The 23,940-nt window shown below is 42.3% G+C and carries 19 protein-coding genes; 13 read left to right on the forward strand and 6 right to left on the reverse strand.

From position 1 onward, the window contains the following. Positions 1 to 28: 28 nt before the first annotated feature. Entirely contained in the window at positions 29 to 247 is a 219-nt protein-coding gene (locus DYI03_RS11830; protein ID WP_004357622.1) for a DUF4492 domain-containing protein, read from the reverse strand. A gap of 186 nt (positions 248 to 433) precedes the next feature. Between DYI03_RS11830 and DYI03_RS11835 the strand changes: the two genes are divergently transcribed. The 3 genes from DYI03_RS11835 (at position 434) to DYI03_RS11845 (ending at position 4,235) form a co-directional block, all read left to right on the forward strand. Beyond that, positions 434 to 1,921 (forward strand): TolC family protein, encoded by a 1,488-nt coding sequence (locus tag DYI03_RS11835; RefSeq protein WP_021668703.1) that lies wholly within the window; start codon positions 434 to 436, stop codon positions 1,919 to 1,921. A gap of 123 nt (positions 1,922 to 2,044) precedes the next feature. After that, the gene (locus DYI03_RS11840) at positions 2,045 to 3,031 is read left to right on the forward strand and encodes an HlyD family secretion protein (protein ID WP_021668704.1); all 987 of its coding nucleotides are present in this window, start codon (positions 2,045 to 2,047) and stop codon (positions 3,029 to 3,031) included. Between the two features lie 40 nt (positions 3,032 to 3,071). Beyond that, the gene (locus DYI03_RS11845) at positions 3,072 to 4,235 is read left to right on the forward strand and encodes an ABC transporter permease (protein ID WP_004357641.1); all 1,164 of its coding nucleotides are present in this window, start codon (positions 3,072 to 3,074) and stop codon (positions 4,233 to 4,235) included. Between the two features lie 1,090 nt (positions 4,236 to 5,325). On the opposite strand, the gene panD is transcribed toward DYI03_RS11845, so the two are convergent. Both panD and panC read right to left on the reverse strand, forming a co-directional pair. Next, positions 5,326 to 5,667 carry an aspartate 1-decarboxylase gene (gene panD / locus DYI03_RS11850; protein ID WP_004357623.1) on the reverse strand — a complete coding sequence of 114 codons (342 nt, stop codon included), beginning with the start codon at positions 5,665 to 5,667 and terminating at the stop codon, positions 5,326 to 5,328. Positions 5,668 to 5,669: 2 nt separating this feature from the next. Then, entirely contained in the window at positions 5,670 to 6,521 is an 852-nt protein-coding gene (gene panC, locus DYI03_RS11855; protein ID WP_021668407.1) for a pantoate--beta-alanine ligase, read from the reverse strand. A gap of 166 nt (positions 6,522 to 6,687) precedes the next feature. Between panC and DYI03_RS11860 the strand changes: the two genes are divergently transcribed. The 5 genes from DYI03_RS11860 (at position 6,688) to DYI03_RS11880 (ending at position 13,218) form a co-directional block, all read left to right on the forward strand. Next, a complete protein-coding gene (locus DYI03_RS11860; RefSeq protein ID WP_025064504.1) occupies positions 6,688 to 7,500 on the forward strand; it encodes a glycogen/starch synthase in 813 nt (270 codons plus the stop codon). Further along, positions 7,497 to 8,936 (forward strand): DUF4270 domain-containing protein, encoded by a 1,440-nt coding sequence (locus DYI03_RS11865; protein WP_021668405.1) that lies wholly within the window; start codon positions 7,497 to 7,499, stop codon positions 8,934 to 8,936. Before DYI03_RS11860 ends, DYI03_RS11865 begins: the two co-directional genes overlap by 4 nt. Further along, positions 8,926 to 9,057, forward strand: a complete 132-nt coding sequence (locus DYI03_RS11870) for a hypothetical protein (RefSeq protein WP_004357682.1) — start codon at positions 8,926 to 8,928, stop codon at positions 9,055 to 9,057. The genes DYI03_RS11865 and DYI03_RS11870 overlap by 11 nt, the downstream gene beginning before the upstream one ends. Positions 9,058 to 9,549: 492 nt before the next feature. After that, entirely contained in the window at positions 9,550 to 12,072 is a 2,523-nt protein-coding gene (locus tag DYI03_RS11875) for an ATP-dependent Clp protease ATP-binding subunit (protein WP_025064500.1), read from the forward strand. A gap of 519 nt (positions 12,073 to 12,591) precedes the next feature. Then, positions 12,592 to 13,218 carry a porin family protein gene (locus DYI03_RS11880; RefSeq protein WP_025064499.1) on the forward strand — a complete coding sequence of 209 codons (627 nt, stop codon included), beginning with the start codon at positions 12,592 to 12,594 and terminating at the stop codon, positions 13,216 to 13,218. A 491-nt stretch (positions 13,219 to 13,709) separates the two neighbouring features. Here the strand turns inward: DYI03_RS11880 and queG are convergent, their stop codons facing one another. From queG to DYI03_RS11895, 3 genes are all read right to left on the reverse strand, one after another. Beyond that, positions 13,710 to 14,774: a tRNA epoxyqueuosine(34) reductase QueG gene (gene queG, locus DYI03_RS11885; RefSeq protein WP_021668435.1), complete on the reverse strand. Its 1,065-nt coding sequence runs from the start codon at positions 14,772 to 14,774 to the stop codon at positions 13,710 to 13,712. After that, positions 14,743 to 15,363, reverse strand: a complete 621-nt coding sequence (locus DYI03_RS11890; protein ID WP_021668434.1) for a polysaccharide deacetylase family protein — start codon at positions 15,361 to 15,363, stop codon at positions 14,743 to 14,745. The genes queG and DYI03_RS11890 overlap by 32 nt, the downstream gene beginning before the upstream one ends. A 90-nt stretch (positions 15,364 to 15,453) precedes the next feature. Continuing rightward, positions 15,454 to 18,729, reverse strand: a complete 3,276-nt coding sequence (locus tag DYI03_RS11895; RefSeq protein WP_004357621.1) for a glycosyltransferase family 117 protein — start codon at positions 18,727 to 18,729, stop codon at positions 15,454 to 15,456. A gap of 284 nt (positions 18,730 to 19,013) precedes the next feature. Between DYI03_RS11895 and DYI03_RS11900 the strand changes: the two genes are divergently transcribed. From DYI03_RS11900 to DYI03_RS11920, 5 genes are all read left to right on the forward strand, one after another. Then, the gene (locus tag DYI03_RS11900; protein WP_025064497.1) at positions 19,014 to 20,357 is read left to right on the forward strand and encodes a DUF389 domain-containing protein; all 1,344 of its coding nucleotides are present in this window, start codon (positions 19,014 to 19,016) and stop codon (positions 20,355 to 20,357) included. 243 nt (positions 20,358 to 20,600) lie between these two features. Next, the gene (locus tag DYI03_RS11905; RefSeq protein ID WP_021668432.1) at positions 20,601 to 21,323 is read left to right on the forward strand and encodes a sugar phosphate nucleotidyltransferase; all 723 of its coding nucleotides are present in this window, start codon (positions 20,601 to 20,603) and stop codon (positions 21,321 to 21,323) included. Between the two features lie 2 nt (positions 21,324 to 21,325). Further along, positions 21,326 to 22,096, forward strand: a complete 771-nt coding sequence (locus DYI03_RS11910; RefSeq protein WP_021668431.1) for an ATP-grasp domain-containing protein — start codon at positions 21,326 to 21,328, stop codon at positions 22,094 to 22,096. Positions 22,097 to 22,162: 66 nt separating this feature from the next. Further along, complete coding sequence (locus DYI03_RS11915) at positions 22,163 to 23,137, forward strand: CDP-alcohol phosphatidyltransferase family protein (protein WP_021668430.1); 975 nt, start codon at positions 22,163 to 22,165, stop codon at positions 23,135 to 23,137. Next, on the forward strand, positions 23,134 to 23,829 hold the full coding sequence (locus tag DYI03_RS11920; protein ID WP_004357672.1) for an HAD family hydrolase: 696 nt from the start codon (positions 23,134 to 23,136) through the stop codon (positions 23,827 to 23,829). The genes DYI03_RS11915 and DYI03_RS11920 overlap by 4 nt, the downstream gene beginning before the upstream one ends. Positions 23,830 to 23,940: the final 111 nt, after the last annotated feature.

Genomic DNA, 23,940 nt, shown 5'->3' on the forward strand with positions numbered 1-23,940 from the left:
ATCTCAGCTTTCCTCCAAAAAACTTCGCTTAGTTTCTGTTCAACATTTCGGTTGCTATAAACTTATCCTCGCTCCCCTTCTTGGCATTCTCCTTAATATAATTAGGAAAAAAGAAAAGTTTGAGAATAAAAAACATGATGAAGAGCTTTATAAGAATCACCGCCCAGAGTGTCTTACCCAAAGTCATGTTCTTGAATCCATCATAATAGAGGTCGAAAACTCTATAAAAAAAACCACGTTTCACCATAAATGTAATTCTTATAAATCTTGTATCAAATACAAATTCAATTGCAAAATTAAAAAAAAAAATTAATTATGGTTCTTTTTTGAACAAAAAATCTATTCTTTAACGTAAATAAAGAAAATATAGAACAATTTGCTTGGCATTGGTTGGAAAATTATATAACTTTGCAAGCAAATTGAGATTGAGAAAATGAAAAACCTATTTGGGGTTATAGCTATTGTTTTCGGGGTTATTTCAACACTCCATGCGCAAAACACATTATCGTTGGAACGCTGTCGAGAGTTGGCACTGCAAAACAATAAGCAACTTGCCATATCGCGCATATCGGTAGAAATTGCCGAAAATGCACACAAAGCTGCAAAAACAAAGTATTTGCCGCGAGTTATGGGTATGGCTGGATACGAACATTTATCGCGGGAAATGTCGTTGCTCAACGATAAGCAAAAGGAAACATTGACCAATCTTGGCTCCACCACCGTGGGCAAAATGGGAGCGCAGATAGGGCAAAACTTATCCTTCCTCCAGCAACAAGGCATCATTTCGGCAGAGGCAATGAAACGCCTTAGCGAAGTACTTGGCAACATTGGCGCTCCACTCTCGCAGGTAGGCAACAACATTGGCGAAACCATTAAAAACGAATTGCGCACCAACACCAAAAACATGTATGCGGCAGGCATCATGGTAACACAACCTATTTATATGGGCGGGGCTATCAAAGCTGCCAACGACTTGGCAGCAATAGGCGAACAGGTGGCGCAAAACGACATCGCTCTGAAACAGCAAACCGTGCTTTTTGCCGTTGATAACGCTTATTGGCTCATCATTTCGCTCAAAAAGAAAGAACGATTGGCAACACAATATCGGGATTTAATAGCAAAATTGAACGACAATGTGAACAAAATGTATGAGGCAGGAGTAGCCACCAAAGCCGATGGGTTAAAGGTTTCGGTAGCGGTCAATACTGCCAATCTCACCATTGCGGAAATAAAAAACGGCATTTCGCTCGCTAAAATGGCACTTTGCCAACTCTGCGGACTCTCCATAGAGAACGAAATAAGTTTGAAAGACGAAAATACAGACGAACTGACAGCACTCAGCCCAACGCAATATAACCATGTAGACACAGCCTACAACGCTCGCCCAGAGGTGAGATTGTTGCAGAATACGGTCGACATAACGCGTCAAAACACAAAATTAATTCAGGCTCTTTATCGTCCGCACCTTGCATTGACGGCAGGGTACACCATTACAAATCCTAACACTTTCAACGGTTTCGAACAAAAATTTCGCGACCTTTGGAGTGTTGGACTTGTTTTGCATGTGCCAATTTGGAATTGGGGAGAAGGAAAATATCGCACCCGTGCCGCACAAGGGGTTACTCGTATGGCAGAAATGGAGTTGAGCGATGTAAGAAATAAAATAAGGTTGGAAGTGGAACAAAATAACTTCCGACTGAAAAATGCCAACGAAAGGCTTTTGACAGCCAACAAAAATATGAAGTCGGCAGAGGAAAATCTGCGTGTTGCCAACCTTGGTTTCAAGGAAGGAGTCATGACCGTTACCGATGTCATGCAAGCACAAACAGCATGGCTCACGGCTAAAACCGCTATCATAGATGCCGAAATTGCAGTCAGAACGGCTCATGTAGGACTCAAAAAGGCAATAGGAGCGTTGTAAAAGCCTAAGAAAGGACTAATCGAACCCTAGTCAGACTAGTTTTCCTAGTACTCCTAGTTTCCCTAGTTTCCCTAGTTTCCCTAGTTCTCCTAGTTCTCCAAACAAAAAAGCAAGAAAAAAAATATGTCAGCAAAATCGCAACACAACAACATTCTCTTGGCTATCATAGGCTTTGCCACAGTGGTAGTCCTCGTTGCCGTCATCGGATATTTCACATTGGGCAAAGAGGAAGAAGTAATACAAGGCGAAATTGAAGTAAGCGAATACCGAGTAGCTTGCAAATTGCCAGGACGCATCACCGAACTCCGTGTGAAAGAGGGTGATATGGTGCATAAAGGTGATGTGTTGGCAGTGGTAGAAATACCCGAAGCCAATGCACAAGAAAAGGTGGCAGAGGCTACCGCAAATGCTACCGAAGCATTGAGCGACTTAACCCAAGCCCCCAATCGTGAAGAAATCATCAAAACGGCATATTCGATTTATCAACAAGCCCTTACAGCAAACGACGTAGCACAAAAAACTTACGGACGATTGCAACGCCTTTTCAACGAGGGAGTAGTGTCGGCACAGAAAAGAGATGAAGCCGAAGCAGCATTTCTCACCACAAAATCGGCAGTAGAAGTAGCACTTTCGCAATACGAATTGGCAAAAAGTGGCAAGCGAGAAGAAACGAAACAATTAGCAAAAAGTCAAGCAAAAGCCGCACGAGAGGTGGTGCAAGTAGTGAAATCAGTATTGAAAGAAACCGTACAACGTGCCACTGCCGACGGAGAAGTGTCTACCATTTACCCAAAAGTGGGCGAGTTGGTGGGCTTAGGCTCGCCTATCATGTCGATTGCCATGACCAACGACGTGTGGGCAACGTTCAATATTCGTGAAGACCAACTCAAAGGAATGAAGATTGGCTCACGAGTGAAAGCCTATATTCCTGCTTTCGGAAAAGAAATAGATTTCCAAGTTACCGCTATCAAAGACCAAGGCACTTACGCCGTGTGGAAAGCGACAAAATCAACAGGACAATACGATTTAAAAACATTCCAAGTAAAAGCCAAACCACTTCAAAGAATTGATGGTTTGCGCCCAGGAATGTCCGTGATATTAAAGAAATAACGTATGGTCATCGGCAAGATGGCAAGCAAAAAAGTGAATTGTGTTTCGTAGAATTATGAACATAGCGGCACGAGAGATAGGACAAATGCTACACGCACCTATCTACTTGTTCTGCATGATAATCTTTCCGATTATCATTTTGTTCTTTTTCACCACCCTCATGGGCGACGGACAACCCAAAAATTTGCCTTGCGGAGTAGTTGATAACGACAATTCCATGATAACACGCACCCTTGTGAGAAGGTTAGATGCGTTCCAAAGCACAAAAGTGGTGGCACATTTCAACAACGTAAACGAAGCAAGAAAAGCCATACAAAGAGGCGAAATATACGCATTCTTGTACCTACCCAAAGGAACAACGGCTAAACTTGTAGCCGGCAGACAGCCCAAAATTTCATTTTATTATAGCAATGTAACCCTCATCGCAGGCGCATTGCTCTTCAAAGATTTGAAAACCATCACCAATCTTGGTGCGGCTTCCGTCGGTTCTGCCAAAATGCAAATGCTCGGCAAAACCGAACGCGAAATAAAAACAAAACTACAGCCCATAGCATTAGATATGCACACCATCGGAAACCCATGGCTGAACTATAATATCTATCTGTCGACTATCATGATACCAGGAATTTTTATCCTCTTCATAATGCTCATCACAGCCTATTCTATTGGTACAGAATTAAAATTCGGGCGGTCAAGGGAATGGATGCAAATGGCAGGAAAGAACATTCTCATAGCAATCACAGGCAAATTCCTGCCCCAATTTCTCGTGTTTTTTACCATGTTTTTGGGCTATGAATGGTTTGTCTATGGCTATTTAGACTTCCCTCACCCAGGTGGAATAGGAAATATCATTCTGTTGGCATTTCTTGTTGTTACCGCTTCGCAAGGCTTTGGCATCTTCATCTTCGGACTAATGCCTTCGCTGCGCATGTCTATGAGTGTTTGTAGCCTTTGGGGAGTATTGGGTTTCTCGGCATGTGGAGCCACCTATCCCGTCTTTGCCATGAACCCCATGATAATGGGAATGGCACAACTCATACCTTTACGACATTATTATATGGTCTATCAAATGACTATTTTCAATGGATACCCACTTAGCGACGCATGGATTTACATCGTGGCACTCGTAGCTTTTGCCACTTTGCCACTGCTCACTGCACGCAACATACGACGTGCCATGTTAGAATATGTGTACATACCATAAGAAACAAAAAGGGAATGAAACCTGCAGATTTTGTTGATGTTGAATTAAATATTGTCGAGAAACATCTTTCACAAAAGTAAAACGGAAATCGAATTGTTGAACTTGCGAAAAAAAATTCCGCTTCTATGGTCGATTTTCCAACGTTACTAACGTGTCGTGGCAGCTATTTCTGTTGCAAAGGTACACAATGGTGAAACCCAAATCAAGTAAGTATAGGTGTGTCGTGTGTGTAGTAATGGGTTATGGAGTGTAAAAAACGATTTACTACCATTGCAAAATAGTTGAAAATCGTGTGCAAATCTCCGTAGGGGCGTATTTTTTCGCAAGCTCAACAACTCGATTTCCGTTTCTCATAGGGAAAGACGAACACGTGGCTGATAGGAACGTGATAAATCACGCCCCTACAAGACCCCATTGTATCACGCAAATCATTAAACTGCTGATAGGAACGTGATACGAGTTGTTGAGCTTGCGAAAAAATCACGCCCCTACAAGGAAACAAGTTGGCATTACGCTCGTTGACAATATCTTTACGCAAGATATTTGTAGGGGCGGAATTTATTCCGTTCCGAACACAGCAAACCTTTGTAGGGGCGGAATTTATTCCGTTCCGTACAAGCCTGAAACGCAACAACACAACTCGATTTTCGTTTCTCATAGGGAAAGACGAACACGTGGGTGATAGGAACGTGATAAATCACGCCCCTACAAGACCCCATTGTATCACGCAAATCATTAAACTGCTGATAGGAACGTGATAAATCACGCCCCTACAAGACCACATTGTATCATGCAAATCATTAAACTGCTGATAGGAACGTGATAAATCACGCCCCTACAAGGAAACAAGTTGGCATTACGCTCGTTGGCAATATCTTTACGCAAGATACTTGTAGGGGCGGAATTCATTCCGTTCCACACACAGCAAACCCTTGTAGGGGCGAAATTTATTCCGTTCCGCACACAGCAAACCCACATAGGGGCGGACGTTTTTGTCCGTTCTGTACAAGCTTGAAACGCAACAACAACGCAGTGAGTTTATCTAAGAAACCCACTGCGCTATTGTATAAAAGAATTGGTGCAATCGTTCTTACACCCTATTATTCTCTGGAAAAACCACACTTGGTTTAAAATGTTTCGCCTCTTCAAAGTCCATTAGCGCATAACTGATAATGATAACCGTATCGCCCACTTGAACTTTGCGTGCAGCTGCCCCATTCAAACAAATGCAACCACTGCCCCGTTCTCCCTTTATAATATAGGTTTCAAAACGTTCACCATTGTTATTATCCACTATCTGAACCTTCTCGCCGGCTATCATGTTAGCCGCGTCCATTAAATCTTCATCTATTGTAATACTTCCTATGTAGTTCAAATTAGCCTCTGTAACTTGAACACAATGGAGTTTACTTTTTAAAACTTCAATCTGCATTTTTAACCTTTATATTTTATATGGTCAATAAGACGGATTGGCGTCTTACCACAATATACTGTAATGCAACCAACCACATAAGGAGAAGCCTCCCAAGTAGTTACAGGCAGAAGTGTATTGCCATCAACTATGTCGAAATATTCCACTTCTAAACCGTCTTTTGCATTAATTTCGCTTACCACTTTATCGTGCAATTCTGCAATACTCAGCTTTTCAACCTCCGCTTGGCTCGCTTTCAACACCTTATATATATGGGGAGCTATTTGACGCTCATCGTCTGAGAGCAAAGCATTGCGTGAACTTTTTGCCAAACCGTCTTCATCACGGATAATTGGGCATTCCACAATCTCAATATCCATATTGATAAAATCGACAAGTCGCTTTACAACAGCGATTTGTTGCCAATCTTTCTCACCAAAATAAGCACGTTGTGGGCGTACAATATAGAACAAACGACTGACAACTTGGCACACTCCATTGAAATGACCAGGACGTTTCGCACCTTCCATTACCGTAGATTGAGGTGGAAATTCAAACTGACGTTCGTCTTTTGAAGGATACATTTCAGCAACCGAAGGTGCAAAAACATAGTCAGCACCGCACGATTCCAATAATTTACAATCGGCTTCTAACGTGCGAGGATACCTTTCCAAATCACCTTTGTCGTTAAATTGTGTAGGATTCAAGAAAACTGAAACCACAGTAACATCGTTTTGATTCACACTTCTTGACACAAGCGATGCGTGTCCTTCATGTAAAGCACCCATAGTTGGCACTAAACCAACTGACTTGCCTAACTTACGAACCTCAAAAAGCTCGTTTTTCAAATCGACAACCTTTTCAATAACTTTCATTTTCAATATTCCTAATTTTAGTGCAAAGTAACAACAAATTTATTTAAAACTCGTAAGAATACCCTAAAAATATGCCAAATATGGGACTTTCTTGACGATTTACGCCAAAAAGACACTGAATTGTCAATATAAATTTGTAACTTTGCAAGAAGTAAAGCAAAATAAAATGGGAAAGAAAGTATTGTTCATAAACCAAGAAATCTCACCGTATGTTCCAGATTCAGAGATGGCAATGTTTGGTGCAGAAATGCCAAATCTTATGCAAGAGGCAGGCTTCGAAATTCGTACATTCATGCCTAAGTGGGCAGCAATCAACGAAAGAAGAGGTCAATTGCACGAGGTGATACGACTTTCGGGTATGAACCTCATCATCAACGACATGGATCATCCGCTCATCATCAAGGTAGCGAGCATTCCACAAACTAGAATCCAAGTATATTTCATTGACAACGAGGATTATTTCCAAAAGCGTTCGGCAATGACAAAGGACGAACTCGGCAACGATTACCCTGATAATGGAGAAAGAGCCATTTTCTTTGCACGCGGCGTATTGGAAACTGTTAAAAAGCTAAGATGGACTCCTGATATTATACACTGCCAAGGTTGGATGTCAGCGGTGATACCATTCTATGTTAAAACAGCTTATCACGATGAACCACAATTTACCAACTCAAAAGTTATTACGTCGCTCTTCTCAGAACAACCACACGACAGCCTCGGCGATATGTTCAAGAAATGTCTTGAATTTAGAAGTGCAGAAGTGAGCAAATTGGAGAAATATGGCGATAATTTCGACTTCATGGAACTTGGGAAATTAGCAATTGACTACTCTGACGGCATCATAGAAACGGGCGATAATGTGAATAAAGACTTGCTAAAATATGCAAGCGAAAACAAAAAGCCAATGTTGCAACAGCCTAAAACAGCGGAAGAAGTCAAAGAAAAATACACTGAGTTTTATAACAACTTTATTGAATGAAAGCAAAACTCTTAGCGTTGGCAACAGCCGTTATGGCACTTGCCTTCACGTCATGCGACGACACAACTGAATTTATTGGCAAGTCGCTCGGCGATACAACGGATAATATTCAAGTCGTTACCGATACTTTCAGCGTTGGCTCTAAAAGTATTATGGCAGAAAGTGTACTCTCACGTTCGGCAAAAGGATACTTAGGACGCATCAAAGACTCTGAAACAGGTTCAGAAATAACAGCTAACATGACTTCACAGTTCTATGTGCTGGACAATTACACATTGCCTGAAAAGACAAAAATACTGAGCAAAGATGCGCAAGGCAATCCGCAAGCCGATTCATGCGAGATTCTTCTTTATTATTATAACTATTATGGCGATTCGTTGGCACCAATGAAGGTTACAGCGTACGAACTTGAAAAGCCTATAGAAGAAAATACGGAGGTTTTAAGCAACTTCAATCCTGAAAAAAATGGATATGTAAGAAGCGGAGGACTGACAGCTTCACGCACTTATACATTGGACGACCAAGAGGTAAGCGATAGTATTAAGAAGTCAAGTACCAGATATTTAAACATCAAAATAAGACTTAACGACCCATATACCGACAAGGCTGGAAAGGTTTACAACAACTATGGCTCGTATATCATGCAGAAATTTTACGAAAATCCGAAAGATTTCCGCAACTTATACAAATTCTTACATGATATTTGCCCTGGCTTCTACTTCAAAATTACCAACGGTTTGGGTGCAATGACTCGCATTGAGGCAGTTCAATTGGCCATGTTCTATCAAGAAAAAGTAGACAACAAACCAAAAACAATGGTTACCCACCTCACAAGTACGGAAGAAGTGTTGCTCACAACCAACTTTGATATGAACCGAACTGAATTGGAAAAGTTGGCAAAACAGCCTGACCGCACTTACTTGAAGACCCCTGCGGGACTCTTCACCGAGTTACAATTGCCTATCGACGACATCATTGCGAAGCACAAAAACGATACCATCAACTCGGCAAGACTTGAATTACGCCGCATCAACAGCACAGCTAATTCAAAATACAATCTCGACATTCCGCAAAATGTTCTCATCTTGCCTGCCGATAGCGTTGGCTCATTCTTTGCAAAGAATAAAATTCCTGACAACAAAACATCATTCCTTGCCATATATAGCTCAAAAACAAATAGTTACGAGTTTGCCAATATAGCAGGATTGGTTTCTTACTTTGCCAACAACAGAGCCACTGCGAGTTCAAATCCTAATTGGGGCAAAGTGGTGGTCGTGCCTGTGGAAGTGAAAACAAGCACCAACGACCAAGGAATCCTCGTTCTTAATAAGGTATCCCACTATATGGGCATGGCAAATACTGGGCTTTTGGGTGGCGACAGGTCGCTCGGAAACATCAAGATGTCGGTTGTATATACCAGATTCAATGGCAGATAACTTCTTAGAAAAGCATCACGAAGACTATCTACAGCGCAAAGAAGCGTGGCTGAGGAAGAAGAAACACCTCAAAAAGGTGAAAAATAGAAACATTCCCAAGCCTGAAGACGAAGCGTTGTAACAACATAAAAAATAAAAGTGCCTATTTTGCAACTCAAAACAGACTCTTTTGAATGCCAAAATAGGCACAAAATAACGCAAAGAGTGCAAATCGGCGCATGGCAAATCATTAGCAAGCCAACGTAGGGGCGTGGTTTACCGCGTTCCGAACACAACAAATCAGCGTAGGGGCGTGGTTTACCACGTTCCAAACACAACAAATCGATGTAGGGGCGGAATTTATTCCGTTCCTAACAGCAGATAGGGTCGATATTTTTTTCGCAAGTTCAACAACCCGTATTCCGTTCCGCACAAGCAAAAAAACAATCAAAAATCAGAGTTTTCTAATGTAAGATAGAATTCATTTCACACTATGGCAAGGAGAAACACACGTTTCTTACTTGCCTTTTTATTTTTGGCACAACTTTTGCAATACAACTAATAAGGTGCTACAAAAGCCCTAAAACAAGGCAAACATTTGCCAACAGACAAATAAAGAAAGGTTAAAAGAACAATGATAAATCAGTTTTCACCCAAAGTTTCAGAAGTTTTGTCGCACTCGCGCGAAGAAGCCGAGCGATTGGCAAGCCGTGAAGTAGGTCCAGAACACATCATGTTGGCGATACTCCGACAAAAAGAAGGGGCAGTTACCAATATGCTGGGAAAACTAAATTTGAATTTGGAAAATATAAAAAATCAATTGGAAGAAAGGGTGCGCAACGAAAACATAAGCGAAATGCAATTTTCAACCGACATGTTGCTCAGCGACCAAGCCAATAATATTCTAAAATTGGCAGTACTTGAAGCACGCAGTCAGCGCATGCAAACCGTTGATATACCGCACCTTTTGCTCGCCATTCTGCACGACAATGTGGACAATGGAGCAAAAATGGTATTGCAAAACAATGACTTGAATTACACCACAGCCCTCTCCCACTTGGGACAACCTACGCGTTCCATTCAAGACGGCATCGGTATGGCAGAAGATGAAGACGAAGAACCTATCATGAATCGCAATATGGGCGGTTCAAAGGCGGCACAGACAACGCAAACAGCAGGCGGAAAATCGAAAACTCCCGTCTTAGACAACTTCGGAACCGACCTTACGCAAGCTGCTTTAGACGGAAAACTCGACCCCGTAGTAGGTCGTGAACGTGAAATACAACGTGTTAGCGAAATTCTCGGACGCCGCAAAAAGAACAATCCTATCTTGATAGGTGAACCAGGAGTGGGCAAATCGGCTATCGTAGAAGGCTTAGCCCAACTCATTGTGAAGCGCATGACATCGCCAATTCTATTCAATAAGCGAGTTGTAACCCTTGATATGACAGGCGTTGTAGCAGGAACAAAGTATCGTGGACAGTTCGAAGAGCGCATACGTGCCTTAATCAAAGAAATCGAAGACAACCCCGATGTAATTATTTTCATCGACGAAATTCATACGCTCATAGGTGCTGGCTCAACCCCAGGGTCTATGGACGCAGCCAATATTCTCAAGCCTGCCCTCGCCAGAGGCACCATTCAATGTATTGGAGCCACCACTTTGGACGAATATCGCAACTCGATTGAGAAAGACGGAGCCTTGGAACGCCGTTTCCAAAAGGTGTTGGTCGAACCTACAAACGTAGAGCAGACACTGCAAATATTGAAGAATATAAAAGACCGTTACGAGGCTCACCACCATGTAACCTATTTGGACGATGCCATAACGGCATGTGTCAAACTGACAGACCGATATGTTACCGACCGCTTTTTCCCTGATAAAGCCATCGATGCTATGGACGAAGTGGGTGCAAGAGTGCATCTTCAAAATGCTGAAGTACCTGCCGAAGTCATTGAAATTCAAAAGAAATTGGAAGAAGCCGATGCGAAAAAGAAGTTGGCAGTAAAGAATCAAAATTTTGAATTAGCAGCATCTTTCCGTGACAAACAAAGCGAATTGGAAGCCCAACTCAAGGAAGTGCAAGAAAAATGGGAACGAGGCGAAAGCAGCGACCGTGTCGAAATAGGCGAAGACAAAGTAGCTGACGTGGTGTCAATGATGACGGGTGTGCCTGTACAACGCATGAAAGAAGGCGAAGGAATAAAGCTCGTGAACATGGCAGACAACCTTAAACATGAGGTAATTGCACAAGATAAAGCGATTGAAAAAATGGTAAAAGCCATTCAACGCAATCGTGTAGGAATCAAAGAGCCTAACCACCCCATTGGCGCATTCATGTTCCTCGGCCCGACAGGTGTAGGTAAAACCTATTTAGCCAAGAAGTTGGCAGAAGCAATGTTTGGCTCAGCCGATGCGTTAATCCGCATTGACATGAGCGAATACACCGAAAGTTTCAACACATCACGCCTCATTGGTGCGCCTCCTGGCTATGTAGGCTACGAAGAAGGTGGACAATTGACAGAGCAAGTGCGCCGCCACCCTTATTCGATTGTCCTACTCGATGAAATCGAAAAGGCACATGGCAACGTCTTCAACATGCTCCTTCAAGTATTAGACGAAGGACGATTGACCGACGGAAATGGGCGTTTAATCGATTTCCGCAACACCATTATCATTATGACATCGAATGCGGGAACTCGCCAACTAAAGGAGTTCGGACAGGGTGTAGGCTTTACAGCACGCAATTTGAATGGACTTTCTCACAACGAACAAGACAAAGAGCATGCAAGAGCCATTATCCAAAAGAGCCTCAGCAAGCAGTTTGCACCCGAATTTCTGAACCGATTGGACGAAATCATAACCTTCGACCAATTGGATTTGGACGCTATCAAGAAAATTATCGACATCGAATTGCGTGGACTCACCAAACGCATTGCCGACCTTGGCTACGCCATCGCCATTACCGACAAGGCAAAAGAATTTGTTGCCACAAAGGGCTACGATGTTCAATTCGGTGCGCGTCCGCTCAAACGTGCCATTCAAAACTACATTGAAGATGGCATTTGCGAGAAAATTCTATCGGGCGAACTCCACGAAGGCGATACCATCAACATTGGAAAGAACCCCAACGCAGAAGCATTGACCTTTAAATAGAAGCATTGACCTTTAAATAAAAGGTGGGGTTCAATCCCCTAACGCAAAAAAGAAGCAAAAGGCTCACGCAAAAAGGGTAACAACAAAACGAAAATTGCACCCCTACATTGTTAAAAGTGTAGGGGTGCAATTGTTTTTTTTAAGAATAAAAAAGCTCAGTAGAAATTTAAAGGGGGGATTCTTTTATTTCTTTAATCTTTCTTATTTACAGCATTAGTAACTTCGTAGGGGCGTGATTGTTGAGCAAAGCGAAAAAATCACGCCCCTACAAAGTTACTGCTACATTATTTTTATCGCCTAATATTTCTACTGAGCCAATAAAATAGTGCCAAACCAGCTGCATAAAAAACCCTTTTTAACTCGCAAATAGCAATAAATACCTGCAGCATAGAACAAAAATAGGCATTTTGTACACATATTAACAACTTTTTAGTAAAATAATTTGACTCATATAGAAAAATAAGCGTACTTTTGCAGCAGAAAAAAGACATATATAAATCATTTAATAGTAAAAAGATTATGAAAAAATTAATTTTATCAGCGGCAATTATGCTTGCTTCAGTTGGTGCTTACGCACAACACGCAGTTGGTTCTATTAACTTGCAACCAAAAATTGGTATGAACGTAGCTATGCTTACAGATGCTGACAAGGCTGACCCACGTATTGGTCTTGCTGCAGGTCTTGAAGCAGAATACCAAGCAACTGACCTTCTGTCAATTTCTGCAGGTGTTATGTACTCTATGCAAGGTAACAAGTACAATTGGAGCTATGATAAGTATAGCGCAACTGTAACTAACAAACTTGACTACGTTAACATTCCTATCATGGCTAACGTTTATGTAGTGCCAGGTTTGGCTGTAAAATTGGGTATCCAACCAGGTTTTTTAGTAAGCGACAAAGCAACTTCTAAAGTTGATACAGGTAGTGATAAGGTTAATAAGCTACTTAACAAGAACCTCCCAGAGGGTAAACTCGGTGCTAAGTCTTTCGACTTCTCTATCCCAGTTGGTATCTCTTACGAATACGCAAACTTCCAACTCGATGCTCGTTACAACTTCGGTGTAACAAAGGTATTTGATGTTGAAGGTTCAAAGGCTAAGAACTCTGTATTCCAAATCACATTGGGTTACAAGTTTGCCCTTTAAGAACATAAAAAGGATATAAAATATCCATTTTAATTGGTTTAAAATATAAGCCCATCGCTGCTGCGGTGGGCTTTTTTGTTGCTGTAAGGGCGTGATTTTCTCATGTAGGGGCGTGGTTTACCACGTTCCTAACCGCAAAGAATATATCCGCATTTGCTTTTGCGGAACGGAATACGAGTTGTTGAACTTTCGAAAAAATCTCACCCCTACGTTGGCTTGTTGTGTTCGGAACGTGGTACGAGTTGTTGAGCTTGCGAAAAAACCACGCTCCTACGCTGGCTTGCTAATGATTTGCCAAATGGTTTGCCAATGGTTTTTCAACAAATTGCCAACGATTTAGATTGCATGAGCCTTGTTTTTAGGCATGTAGGGGCATGATTTTTTCGCAAGCTCAACAACTCGTATCACGTTCCTAACCGCAAAGAATATATCCGTATTTGCTTTTGCGAGCCGCAAAATCGTTACTTACAATCTTTAAAAAGACGCATTCATCATTCAATCACATCGCTATTACCATTGGCAGCGGCAATATTGCGCTTCAATCCTTCAAATTTTACACGTTTTACGGCTGACCCTTTGAAGAGTTTGCGATATTGTTCCAGCGTAAGATTATGCCAATCGTCCTTGGTCATTGCCATTAATTCGGGCTTTGGCTGAAATTCAGGTGTGGTATTGGGGGTAGCAAACTTATTCCATGGACAAGCGGTTTGGCAACGGTCGCACCCATAAATAGTGTCGTGCATCGCGCTAACAGCCTCTTCGGAGAGCGAACCACGATTTTCAATAAGCTGATAGGACAGACATTTCACACTATCAAAACCTTGCGCCTCGGTAATGGCATGGGTTGGACAAGCATCAATGCAACGGCGACAATTGCCACAACGTGAAGGCATTGGCTCATCGTATTCGTCGAACTCGTAAGGGAGAAATATTTCGCCTAAGAAAAACATGGAGCCTGCATGCGGAATAATGAGTTGGTGGCTCTTGCCTATCCACCCTAAACCTGCTTTCCAAGCCCAATAACGCTCCAAAACTGGGGCAGTATCGACAAAAACACGGATTTCAGAAGGGGAGATTTGGGGAGATTGTTTTGGGGAAGAGTCGGACTGGTCGGACAACTCCGACTGGTTTGATTGGTCGGACAAGTCAGACTGGTCAGACGAGTCCGACTCGCCCCTACTATTAGGCTCTTCCTTTACACGCAGCTTTGCTTCTACCAATTCCCTCAATTTTGCCTTCATAATATCATGATAATCAAGCCCATAAGCGTATGCAGCCAACTGATATTCACCCTTTGGCAAAGTTTTAGCAGGCGCATAATTCATGGCAAGCGACAGAATCGTTTTTGTTCCAGGAACAAGCAAACGAGGGTCAAGGCGTTTGTCGGTGTAGTTGCCCATGTATGCCATATCGGCTTGACTACCTTTTTCGAGCCAAGCACAGACTCTGGCAGCAGTTTCAGCATCAACGCGTTCGGCTTTGGCTACCCCACAGGCAAAAAAACCAAAATGCTTTGCCGCAGCTTTAATCTCCTTCCTTGAAAACTTTAAACTCATATCCTTCTTGCTTCAACCACGCTAAGGCTCGTGGCAAGGCATATTCTAACTTTTCAATGCTTTTGAGCGAATCGTGAAAAGTAATAATAGAACCGTTGCGAGTGTATTTTTTCACATTGCGGAGCACATCTCGCCCAGTAAGCCATTTGGAATAATCGCGTGTAACAACGTCCCACATCACGACACGATAGTTTTGTTTGACCCACCAATAAACCGAATGGCGCAACCAGCCATGCGGAGGACGAAAAAATTTCGACTTGATAAGTCCGTTAGCTTTCGTTACATCGACTGCGTATGTAAGTGTAAAATGTTTGAACGACCCAAGGTGGTGGTAGGTATGATTGCCCACAAGATGCCCTCGACGGATAACTTCTTCGAACAATTCAGGATATTTCCGCACATTGTCGCCCACCATAAAGAAGGTAGCCTTTGCCCCATATTTATCTAAGGTGTCGAGAATGAAAGGTGTTGCTTCGGGTATGGGACCATCGTCGAACGTCAAATAAACCGAATGGTCATCTTTGGGCATTCGCCATAGTGCGTGTGGATAAAGCCAACGCAGAAATCGTGCGGGTTGTTCTATAAACATTTTTATTTTCTTTCAAACAAAAAGCAGCGAGGAAACCTACTTAAAGTTTCCTTGCTGCCTCGTATTATCTATGGCATTTCTGCTTATTTATCATTGCATTTTTCCGCCTTTTGATTGATAAGCTGCCACCATCATTACTAATTCTTTCTCGTGTTGCTTTGCCCAATTAGCATCAAATTCATTGACCGCACGGAGGTATTGCATCATGATTTGCAAGTGCATACCACATGAAGGCAAGCTCATGTAGAGTCCATTGCCACTTAAACTCAAGTAATAGCGCACATATTGACTTGACGTTTTCCAAAGGTCGTTGTAAATTTGGATTGCTCTTTGCTTCTTTCCTACCTTTGCGTAGACGTCAGCCATAAGTGGTGCGCCACGTTGGTAAGAGAATGAAACAGGAACATTGTAGAAAGGTATTTCCTTTTCACTCTTTTCCAACACTTTCAACGCTTCAGCATTTTTGCCTTGCATAGAAAGTTGCATTGCAAGATATGCCATTTCACGACGATGCGTGTAGCACATGCGCATAACGGTTTCGTCTAAGTAAATGCCTTTGGTAGAAACCCCACCCCACTTAAACTTGTTCATCATAACATCGTACGACTTTTGCGCATCATAGTCGCGTTGTCCCTTCGTGTAGAAAGGCGTAATACGATTGACAAGTCCTTCTTGTATGAAGTTATCGCCAAGGTTCATGAAGTTTTCGCTACCCACGGTTACGGCAACATACAATGGACGTGTCCAGTTGCAATTAGCAATCATTTCGAGCATCATAATATCGTTCTTGCCCAAGCCACCTTTACCAGCGAGCGAAATCGCCATACGGTCAGGAATGGTATCGCTTGCAAGCATCATTCCACTCTTCTTCACAGCCTCTTTGTCGATGGTTACATAAACCGTATCGGTTGGAATAACATGGAATTGAGGGTCTTTCGAACGCACCCAATACTTCAAAATATTCTTCAATTCGAATGGGTCTTTGCCAAATTGTTGGCGTGCTTGCTCTGGAGATTGTGCATAAAGGTCTAAAACTTCTTGCTTCAATTCTGGTTGAACTTGCACATAATCGTTTGTACCTTCTACATAATCGAGTCTTGGCCAATTGATTGGCACACTCGGAGAAGTGTAGGCTTGACGACGCATTTGGTCGATATACCAATCGGTAGCCAAATAAGAAAGGTTGCAGACACGTGCATCTTGGCGCACCCCTTCAACATCTTGATTATACCAAAGTGGGAAAGTATCGTTATCGCCATTGGTAAAGATAATCGGATTGCCCTTCTCCTGCATAGAGTTAAGGTAGTTCTGACCATAATCTCGGCAGGTATAACGTCCTGAACGGTCGTGGTCGTCCCATGTTTGTGAAGCCATTTGGATAGGCACAAGGATACAAGCCACAGAAGCCAACGTAGCTGCTATGGTTCCTGAAAGTTTGAGTTTCTTCAACCAATCATAGATTGCCAAAACGCCCAAACCACACCATATAGCGTAAGCGTAGAACGAACCCGCATAAGCATAGTCGCGTTCACGAGGCTGACTCGGTGTTTGGTTCAAGTAAACGACGATGGCTAAACCTGTCATAAAGAACAAGAAGAACACCACCCAGAACTGTTGGATACCACGTTTGCCTCGCCATGCTTGCCAGAAGAGTCCGAGCAAACCGAGCAAGAGCGGCAAACAATAGAAGACATTGTGTCCCTTATTGTTTTTCAACTCGTCTGGCATCAAACTTTGGTCGCCATAAAGGGCATTGTCGATAAACGAAATACCTGTTATCCAGTTACCGTGTTCGGTTTCGCCATTGCCTTGTATATCGTTTTGACGACCTGCAAAGTTCCACATAAAGTAACGCCAATACATGAAATTGCATTGATAAGCCAAGAAGAAGCGTAGGTTTTCAAATTGGGTTGGCATTTTTACGCCGTCCACATCATGACCTTCGATACCACCCATGATTTGTTCGTAATCATGAGCGTGCGCTGCATCGTACATACGAGGGAAGAACATGTTTTGTTCGTAGACCAACGACATCTTGTTGCGCACCTTAAAATAAGAATCTTTCTCGTCTTTCGATGCCTTTTCTTTTCGATGATAGATTGGTTTTCCGTAATTTATTTCGTAGTGGCGACCGTCTTCTGCCACCTTTTGTTCGCTCGTATAAGCCTGACCATAGAGCAAAGGAGAGTCGCCATATTGGTCGCGTGCTAAATAGTTACCGAGTGTAAAGATATCCTCTGGTGAGTTTTGGTCCATTGGAGGGTTGGCTGTAGAACGTATAACAATCTCTGCGTATGACGAATAGCCAATAATCATCATGAGCATACAGAGCAAAGTTGTACTCTTTAATCGGGTAGAAATCAATGGTTCTTTGCCTCGTTTCATGCGCAACACATAGTAAACAATGACAAGTACAACGATTCCTACGATGAAAGCTGTCCAACCATAGCCTACAAAAGGCACACCGATGAGTCCGAAAGCACAGAGAAAAGCTATGTTTTCGTATTTTGATTTTTCTTTATATGTTTCGTAAATTGCCCAAATAAAGCTACCAATGAGCAAGAAAATATAAAGAATTGTACCTGTATTGAAAGGCATTCCAAGCGTATTGGTGAACAAAAGTTCGAAGAAACCGCCCACGGTAATGATGCCAGGCACAACGCCATAAAGCACGGCAGCCACGAGAACGATAGACACTGAAAGGGCTATGAGCGAACCTTTGAGGTCGGCATCGGGTACTCGCTTGTAGTAATAAACCAACACAATGGCTGGGATACAAAGCAAATTGAGCAAGTGGACACCAATAGAAAGTCCTGTCATATAAGCGATTAACACCAACCATCGGTCGGCATGAGGCTTATCGGCATTGTCTTCCCACTTCAAAATAAGCCAGAAAACAACTGCGGTGAAGGCTGAAGAGTAAGCATAAACTTCGCCTTCTACGGCTGAAAACCAGAAAGTATCGCTGAAAGTATAGATAAGTGCGCCCACCATGGCAGCTCCTTCTATGGCAATAAGTTTGCCCATAGAGATTTCTTCGCCATCACGAACGATGAGTTTCCTTGCAAGATGGGATATTGTCCAAAATAAGAACATGATACAAGTAGCCGACAAAAGCGCACTCATGGTGTTTACCCATCGTGCCACTTCGGAAGCATCGCTTGCAAAATGTGAGAACAAATTTGCTGTTAAAGCAAAGAAAGGCGCCCCAGGAGGGTGTCCAACTTCGAGTCTATAACCCGTTGTAATGAATTCAGGGCAGTCCCAAAAACTTGCCGTTGGCTCAATTGTGGAACAATAAACGAAGGCGGCTATCAAGAAAGCTAACCAACCCAAAGTGTTGTCCACTAATCTAAACTTTTTCATCTATTCTATAAACAATGTTTAATTCTTCTGGTAAATACCGCGATGAAGCGGTGGTTTTTCTATATAATCGCTGCAAAGGTAATATTTTTTTTTAATTCCATGGGAACGTTGCTCTAAATTTTAGTTAAGAAAGTAATCGAACAAGGCATATTTTCAACTGCCATTTCTTTTGAAAATACAACTCACTTCTATATTTAAAATTGGAAAAAAACTAATTGGAACGAGCAAAAAAACTAAAATTATTGTACCTTTGCATCAACATTCAAAGTAAAAATATTATAGAAATTATGCAAACTAAAAACGAATTGTGGCAAGTTATCAAAGGCTATTTCAACGCTTTACCCGACAAAGAGGACGAAAAAGAAACTATCTCTGCCATTCGCAATGATGCTTTCTTTCATGGTGCCAAACTTTGGGTATTGGTATTTGCCATTTTCATTGCTTCCTTGGGATTGAATGTAAACTCGACAGCTGTCATCATTGGAGCCATGCTCATCTCGCCACTCATGGGACCTATCATCGGCATGGGATTGGCAATAGGCATCAGCGACCTTGATTTGCTACGACGTTCATTCAAAAATTACCTCATAGCAACCTTAATAAGTGTCTTAACTGCAACGGTTTACTTTCTTCTAACGCCTTTAACCGATGCGCAATCAGAGCTTCTTGCCCGCACTTCGCCTACCCTTTATGATGTGTTCATTGCTCTCATTGGTGGTGCAGCAGGTTTCCTCGCATTGGCAACAAAGGGCAAAGGAAACGTTATTCCTGGTGTAGCCATCGCAACAGCCTTAATGCCACCGCTTTGTACAGCTGGATACGGACTTGCAATGGGAAAATCGACCTATTTTTTTGGCGCATTCTACTTGTTTTTCATCAACACCGTATTCATCTGTTTGGCTACCTTTATTGGAACACGCTTGTTAAAATTCAAACAAAAACAATTCCTTCAAACTGACCAACTCCAAAAAGTAAAACGATACATCATTGCGATTGTCGTTATCACCATGCTCCCAGCCACTTACATTACCATACAAATCATTACGAAAAGTGTGCAGGAAAACAACATCAGAAAGTTTATCAAGCAAGAAATGTCGTTCAACGGCACACAAATTTTATCGCACAATACAGATAACAAAAATCTGAATGTGGTGGCTTTAGGACGAATAATCCCTCCAACTACGATAAAAAAGTTAAAGGAAGAACTTAAAAATTATCAGCTCGAAGACTATTCTCTCAATGTCATTCAAGGTGCTCAATCAGACAGCGCATATATTAACAATATGTTGTATAAGAAATCGAACAACAACGATTTATTAAACAAAGAGTTAATGGAGCAATCAGAACAATTGCAAGCATTAGAGGCTCAACTCAATAAATATACACGTTACAAGAAACTAAAAAGAAATATTGAGAAAGAAATCGTAACTTTATGGCCTTCTGTGAATAACATTTCATTGTCAGTGGTCGATGACGCTTCGACCGATACAACAAAAAACAAAGATTATGTTGTAGCAATTATTGGTTGCAAAAACGGACAATTAGAAAACAATAGCAGAACAAAAATGCACAAATGGCTAAAAGAGCGTATCAAAGCCGACAGCATACGACTCATCGTAACAAGATAATTTTCAAGAATTTATGGTGCTTTGGCAAATTAAAATTCACTTTAAAAATTAAAATTCACTTTAAAAATTAAAACTAAAATGAAATTTTAATTTGGTGTTATTAAGAAATATATGTATCTTTGCATAAAATAGCTTTACACACAAAGAGACTAGTTTGAATAGTTGGACTAGTTGGACTAGTTGGACTAGTCGGACTGGTCGGACTCGTCCGACTTTCCAACAAAACAGCAAAAAGACATAAAAATGAAATATGCGATTATAGCAGCAGGGAATGGTTCTCGCCTACACCAAGAAGGCGTGAAAGCTCCTAAGCCATTGGTGAAAGTCAATGGTGAGCGACTTATCGACCGCCTTTTACGCATATTTTGCAACAACCAAGCAACTGAAATTATTGTTATTTGCAACGAGCAAATGACTGATGTTCAAGAACATTTGGCAGATGTGCAGCAGCATGGACTAAACGGCAAAGAAGTGCCTTTGCGCTTCATTGTTAAAACAACGCCAAGCTCAATGCACAGTTTCTACGAAATAAGTAGCCTTATCGGCAAGGAACCTTTCGTCCTCACAACGGTTGATACTATCTTCCGTGAGGACGAATTTTCTGTTTATATCCACGAATTTCAAAAGGAAATTGAAGGTGGAACACAGGCTTTTATGGGTGTAACCGACTATATTGACGACGAAAAGCCCCTATATGTTTCCACCGACGAAGCCATGAACATTACAGGATTTCACGACAAAAATACAGGCAACTGCCAATATATTTCGGGCGGAATCTACGGACTCACACCCGAAACCATTACAACTTTGAACAACTGCATGGAACGTGGCGAAAGTCGTATGCGCAATTTCCAACGTGCGCTCATTGCCAATGGGCGCAAAACCAAAGCCTATGCGTTCACAAAAGTGTTGGACATTGACCACGCTACCGACATCGAAAAGGCAGAGGAATACTTAAAACCTTGACGATGAAGACCATAGCTGTGCAACGCGACCCACGCTTTTCGCCTCATTCAGTAGACAAAGACCTTGCCATTCTCGAAGCGGTGGCGATGCCATTAGAGGCTAAAATCATTGCAGAAAGCCAACTGACTGCCAACGACATAGCCGAAGCGGACATCGTTTTGAACATGGGACGACTGCCCCAAACGCTCGATTTACTTGCCAAACAGGGCAAAGACAAATGCGTTATCAATTCGGCAAAGGGGGTAAGGAACTGCCAACGCAGCCTTCTCGCCCAACTCATGGCACAAGAAAACATACCTACCCCACCCCAAAAGGGCGAAAATGGGTATTGGATAAAGCGAGGCGACGAAGCTGCCCAAACGCATGAGGACGTGCAGTTTTGCGCCAACGAAACGGAACTCAATGCTGCAAAGGCAAGATTCAGCCAACGGGGCATTACAAATATCGTGATACAAGCCCACATCGTAGGCGACCTTGTGAAGTTTTATGGTGTGAACACGGCGAATTTCTTTCGCATTTTCTACCCGAACGATGACGGAACATCGAAATTTGGCGACGAAATGCGCAACGGAACTCCCCATCATTACGCATTTGCAACTGACAATTTGCAACAAGCAGCCGAACGATTGGCAATCCTCACCGACACAATGGTTTACGGGGGCGATGCTATCATCACGAAAGAAGGGCTGTTTTACATCATCGATTTCAACGATTGGCCCAGCTTTTCACGCTGCAAAGACGAAGCCGCAAAGGCAATAAGGGAGAGCCTCTGAGGCTATCCACATCAGACTTGTCGGACTAGTCTGACCAGTCCGACTCCAAAATATTTAAGAACACAAATGAACATAGAAGATAAAAGTTTCAAAGAACTCCTCCGAGCCTCCATGAAGTCAAAAGACACAGAGGAGTGGCTCGATGTTTATTTCACACGTCCCATAGGATTAGTGTTTGCCAAAATGTGGTATCGATTGGGCGTAACACCAAATACCATTACCATACTTTCGATTTTCCTCGGAGTAGCAGCAGGCGCAATGTTCTATTTTACGAACGTGTGGTATAATATAATAGGTGTAGTGCTACTCGTTTTGGCTAATCTGTGCGATTCAACCGATGGACAATTGGCACGATTGACCAACCAACGCTCCATGATTGGGCGATGCTTAGACGGATTTGCAGGCGACACATGGTTTTTTGCCATTTATTTGGCTATTGCTTTGAGAATTTGGCATCAACACATGCCAGGAACTAACGAGCCATGGGGCTTCTTCGGCTTAGCCTTAGCCGCCATTGCAGGCATTGTTTGCCATGCACAACAAAGTTCCTTAGCCGACTATTATCGCCAAATACACCTTTATTTCCTCAAAGGGAAAGCAGGTTCAGAACTTGATTCCTACGCTTCGGAACACGCTATTGTAGAGCAGTTGAAAGGCAAGAAAGGTGTGTTTTGGGATAGGGCATTCCATTACAACTACCAAAACTATTGCAAAAGTCAGGAACGCCGCACACCTGAATTTCAAAAGCTACGAAAAGCGTTAAAAGAACACTATGGAACAGTAGAAAAGATACCGCAAGAGTGGAAAGAAAACTTCCTGAAAAAGAGCCGCCCACTCATGCCCATCACCAACTTCCTAACGTTCAATTCGCGCGCCATCATCATCTATATCACAGTGTTGGCAAACATTCCGTGGCTCTATTTTTTCATAGAAATTATCGGTTACACTATGGTTTACATGTTCATGCACAAAAGACACGAAGACCATTGCCGAAAAATGAGAAAAGAATTGGATAAAAAACAAGTGGAATTAACAGAATGACAGAAGGTTACATATTCGATTATGGAGGCACAATAGACACCGAAGGGTGTCATTGGGGCATGAAAATATGGCACGCATACGAACGCCTCAACTTGCCCATACAAGAAAAAATGTATCGTGATGCCTACGTTTTTGGAGAACGAACATTGGGGAAAAATCCTATCATAAAACCCCATTTCACGTTCCTCCAAACGCTCAAAGAAAAAATAAAATTGCAAACTGAATACTTGGCGCAGCAAGGAGCAATTGCAGCAACAGGATTTGCATTGGAAAAAATAAGAAACGAAATCGTAGAAATCCTTTACAATGAGGTAAAACACACAGTATCAGAGAGTAAGGACGTACTCGTTAAACTGAAAGAAAACTACCCATTGGTATTGGTGAGCAACTTTTATGGCAACATCGAAGTGGTATTGAGCGAATTTCAATTGGACGGCATTTTCCAAGAAATCATTGAGAGTGCCGTGGTGAAAGTGAGAAAACCCGACCCACGCATCTATGAATTGGGCATCGAAGCCATCAACCTTCCCGCTCAAAACGTTATCGTGGTGGGCGACAGCTACGACAAAGACATCGTCCCTGCCCACTCGATTGGTTGTAAAACCATTTGGATAAAAGGCGAAAGTTGGACGGAAGAAGCTGAAATAAAAGGCGTTGCCGACAAGGTAATCGGTAATTTGAGAGAAATATAAGAGCATAAAACCTCCCCCACCCCCTCCGTTGGGAGGGAGAGCGCAGAGAACAAGGCGGGTTTTTGCTAAAAGAATGTGTCAGACCTGTCCGACTAGTCCGACTAGTCCGAC

The organism is Prevotella disiens (assembly GCF_900454955.1).
GTDB lineage: Bacteria > Bacteroidota > Bacteroidia > Bacteroidales > Bacteroidaceae > Prevotella > Prevotella disiens.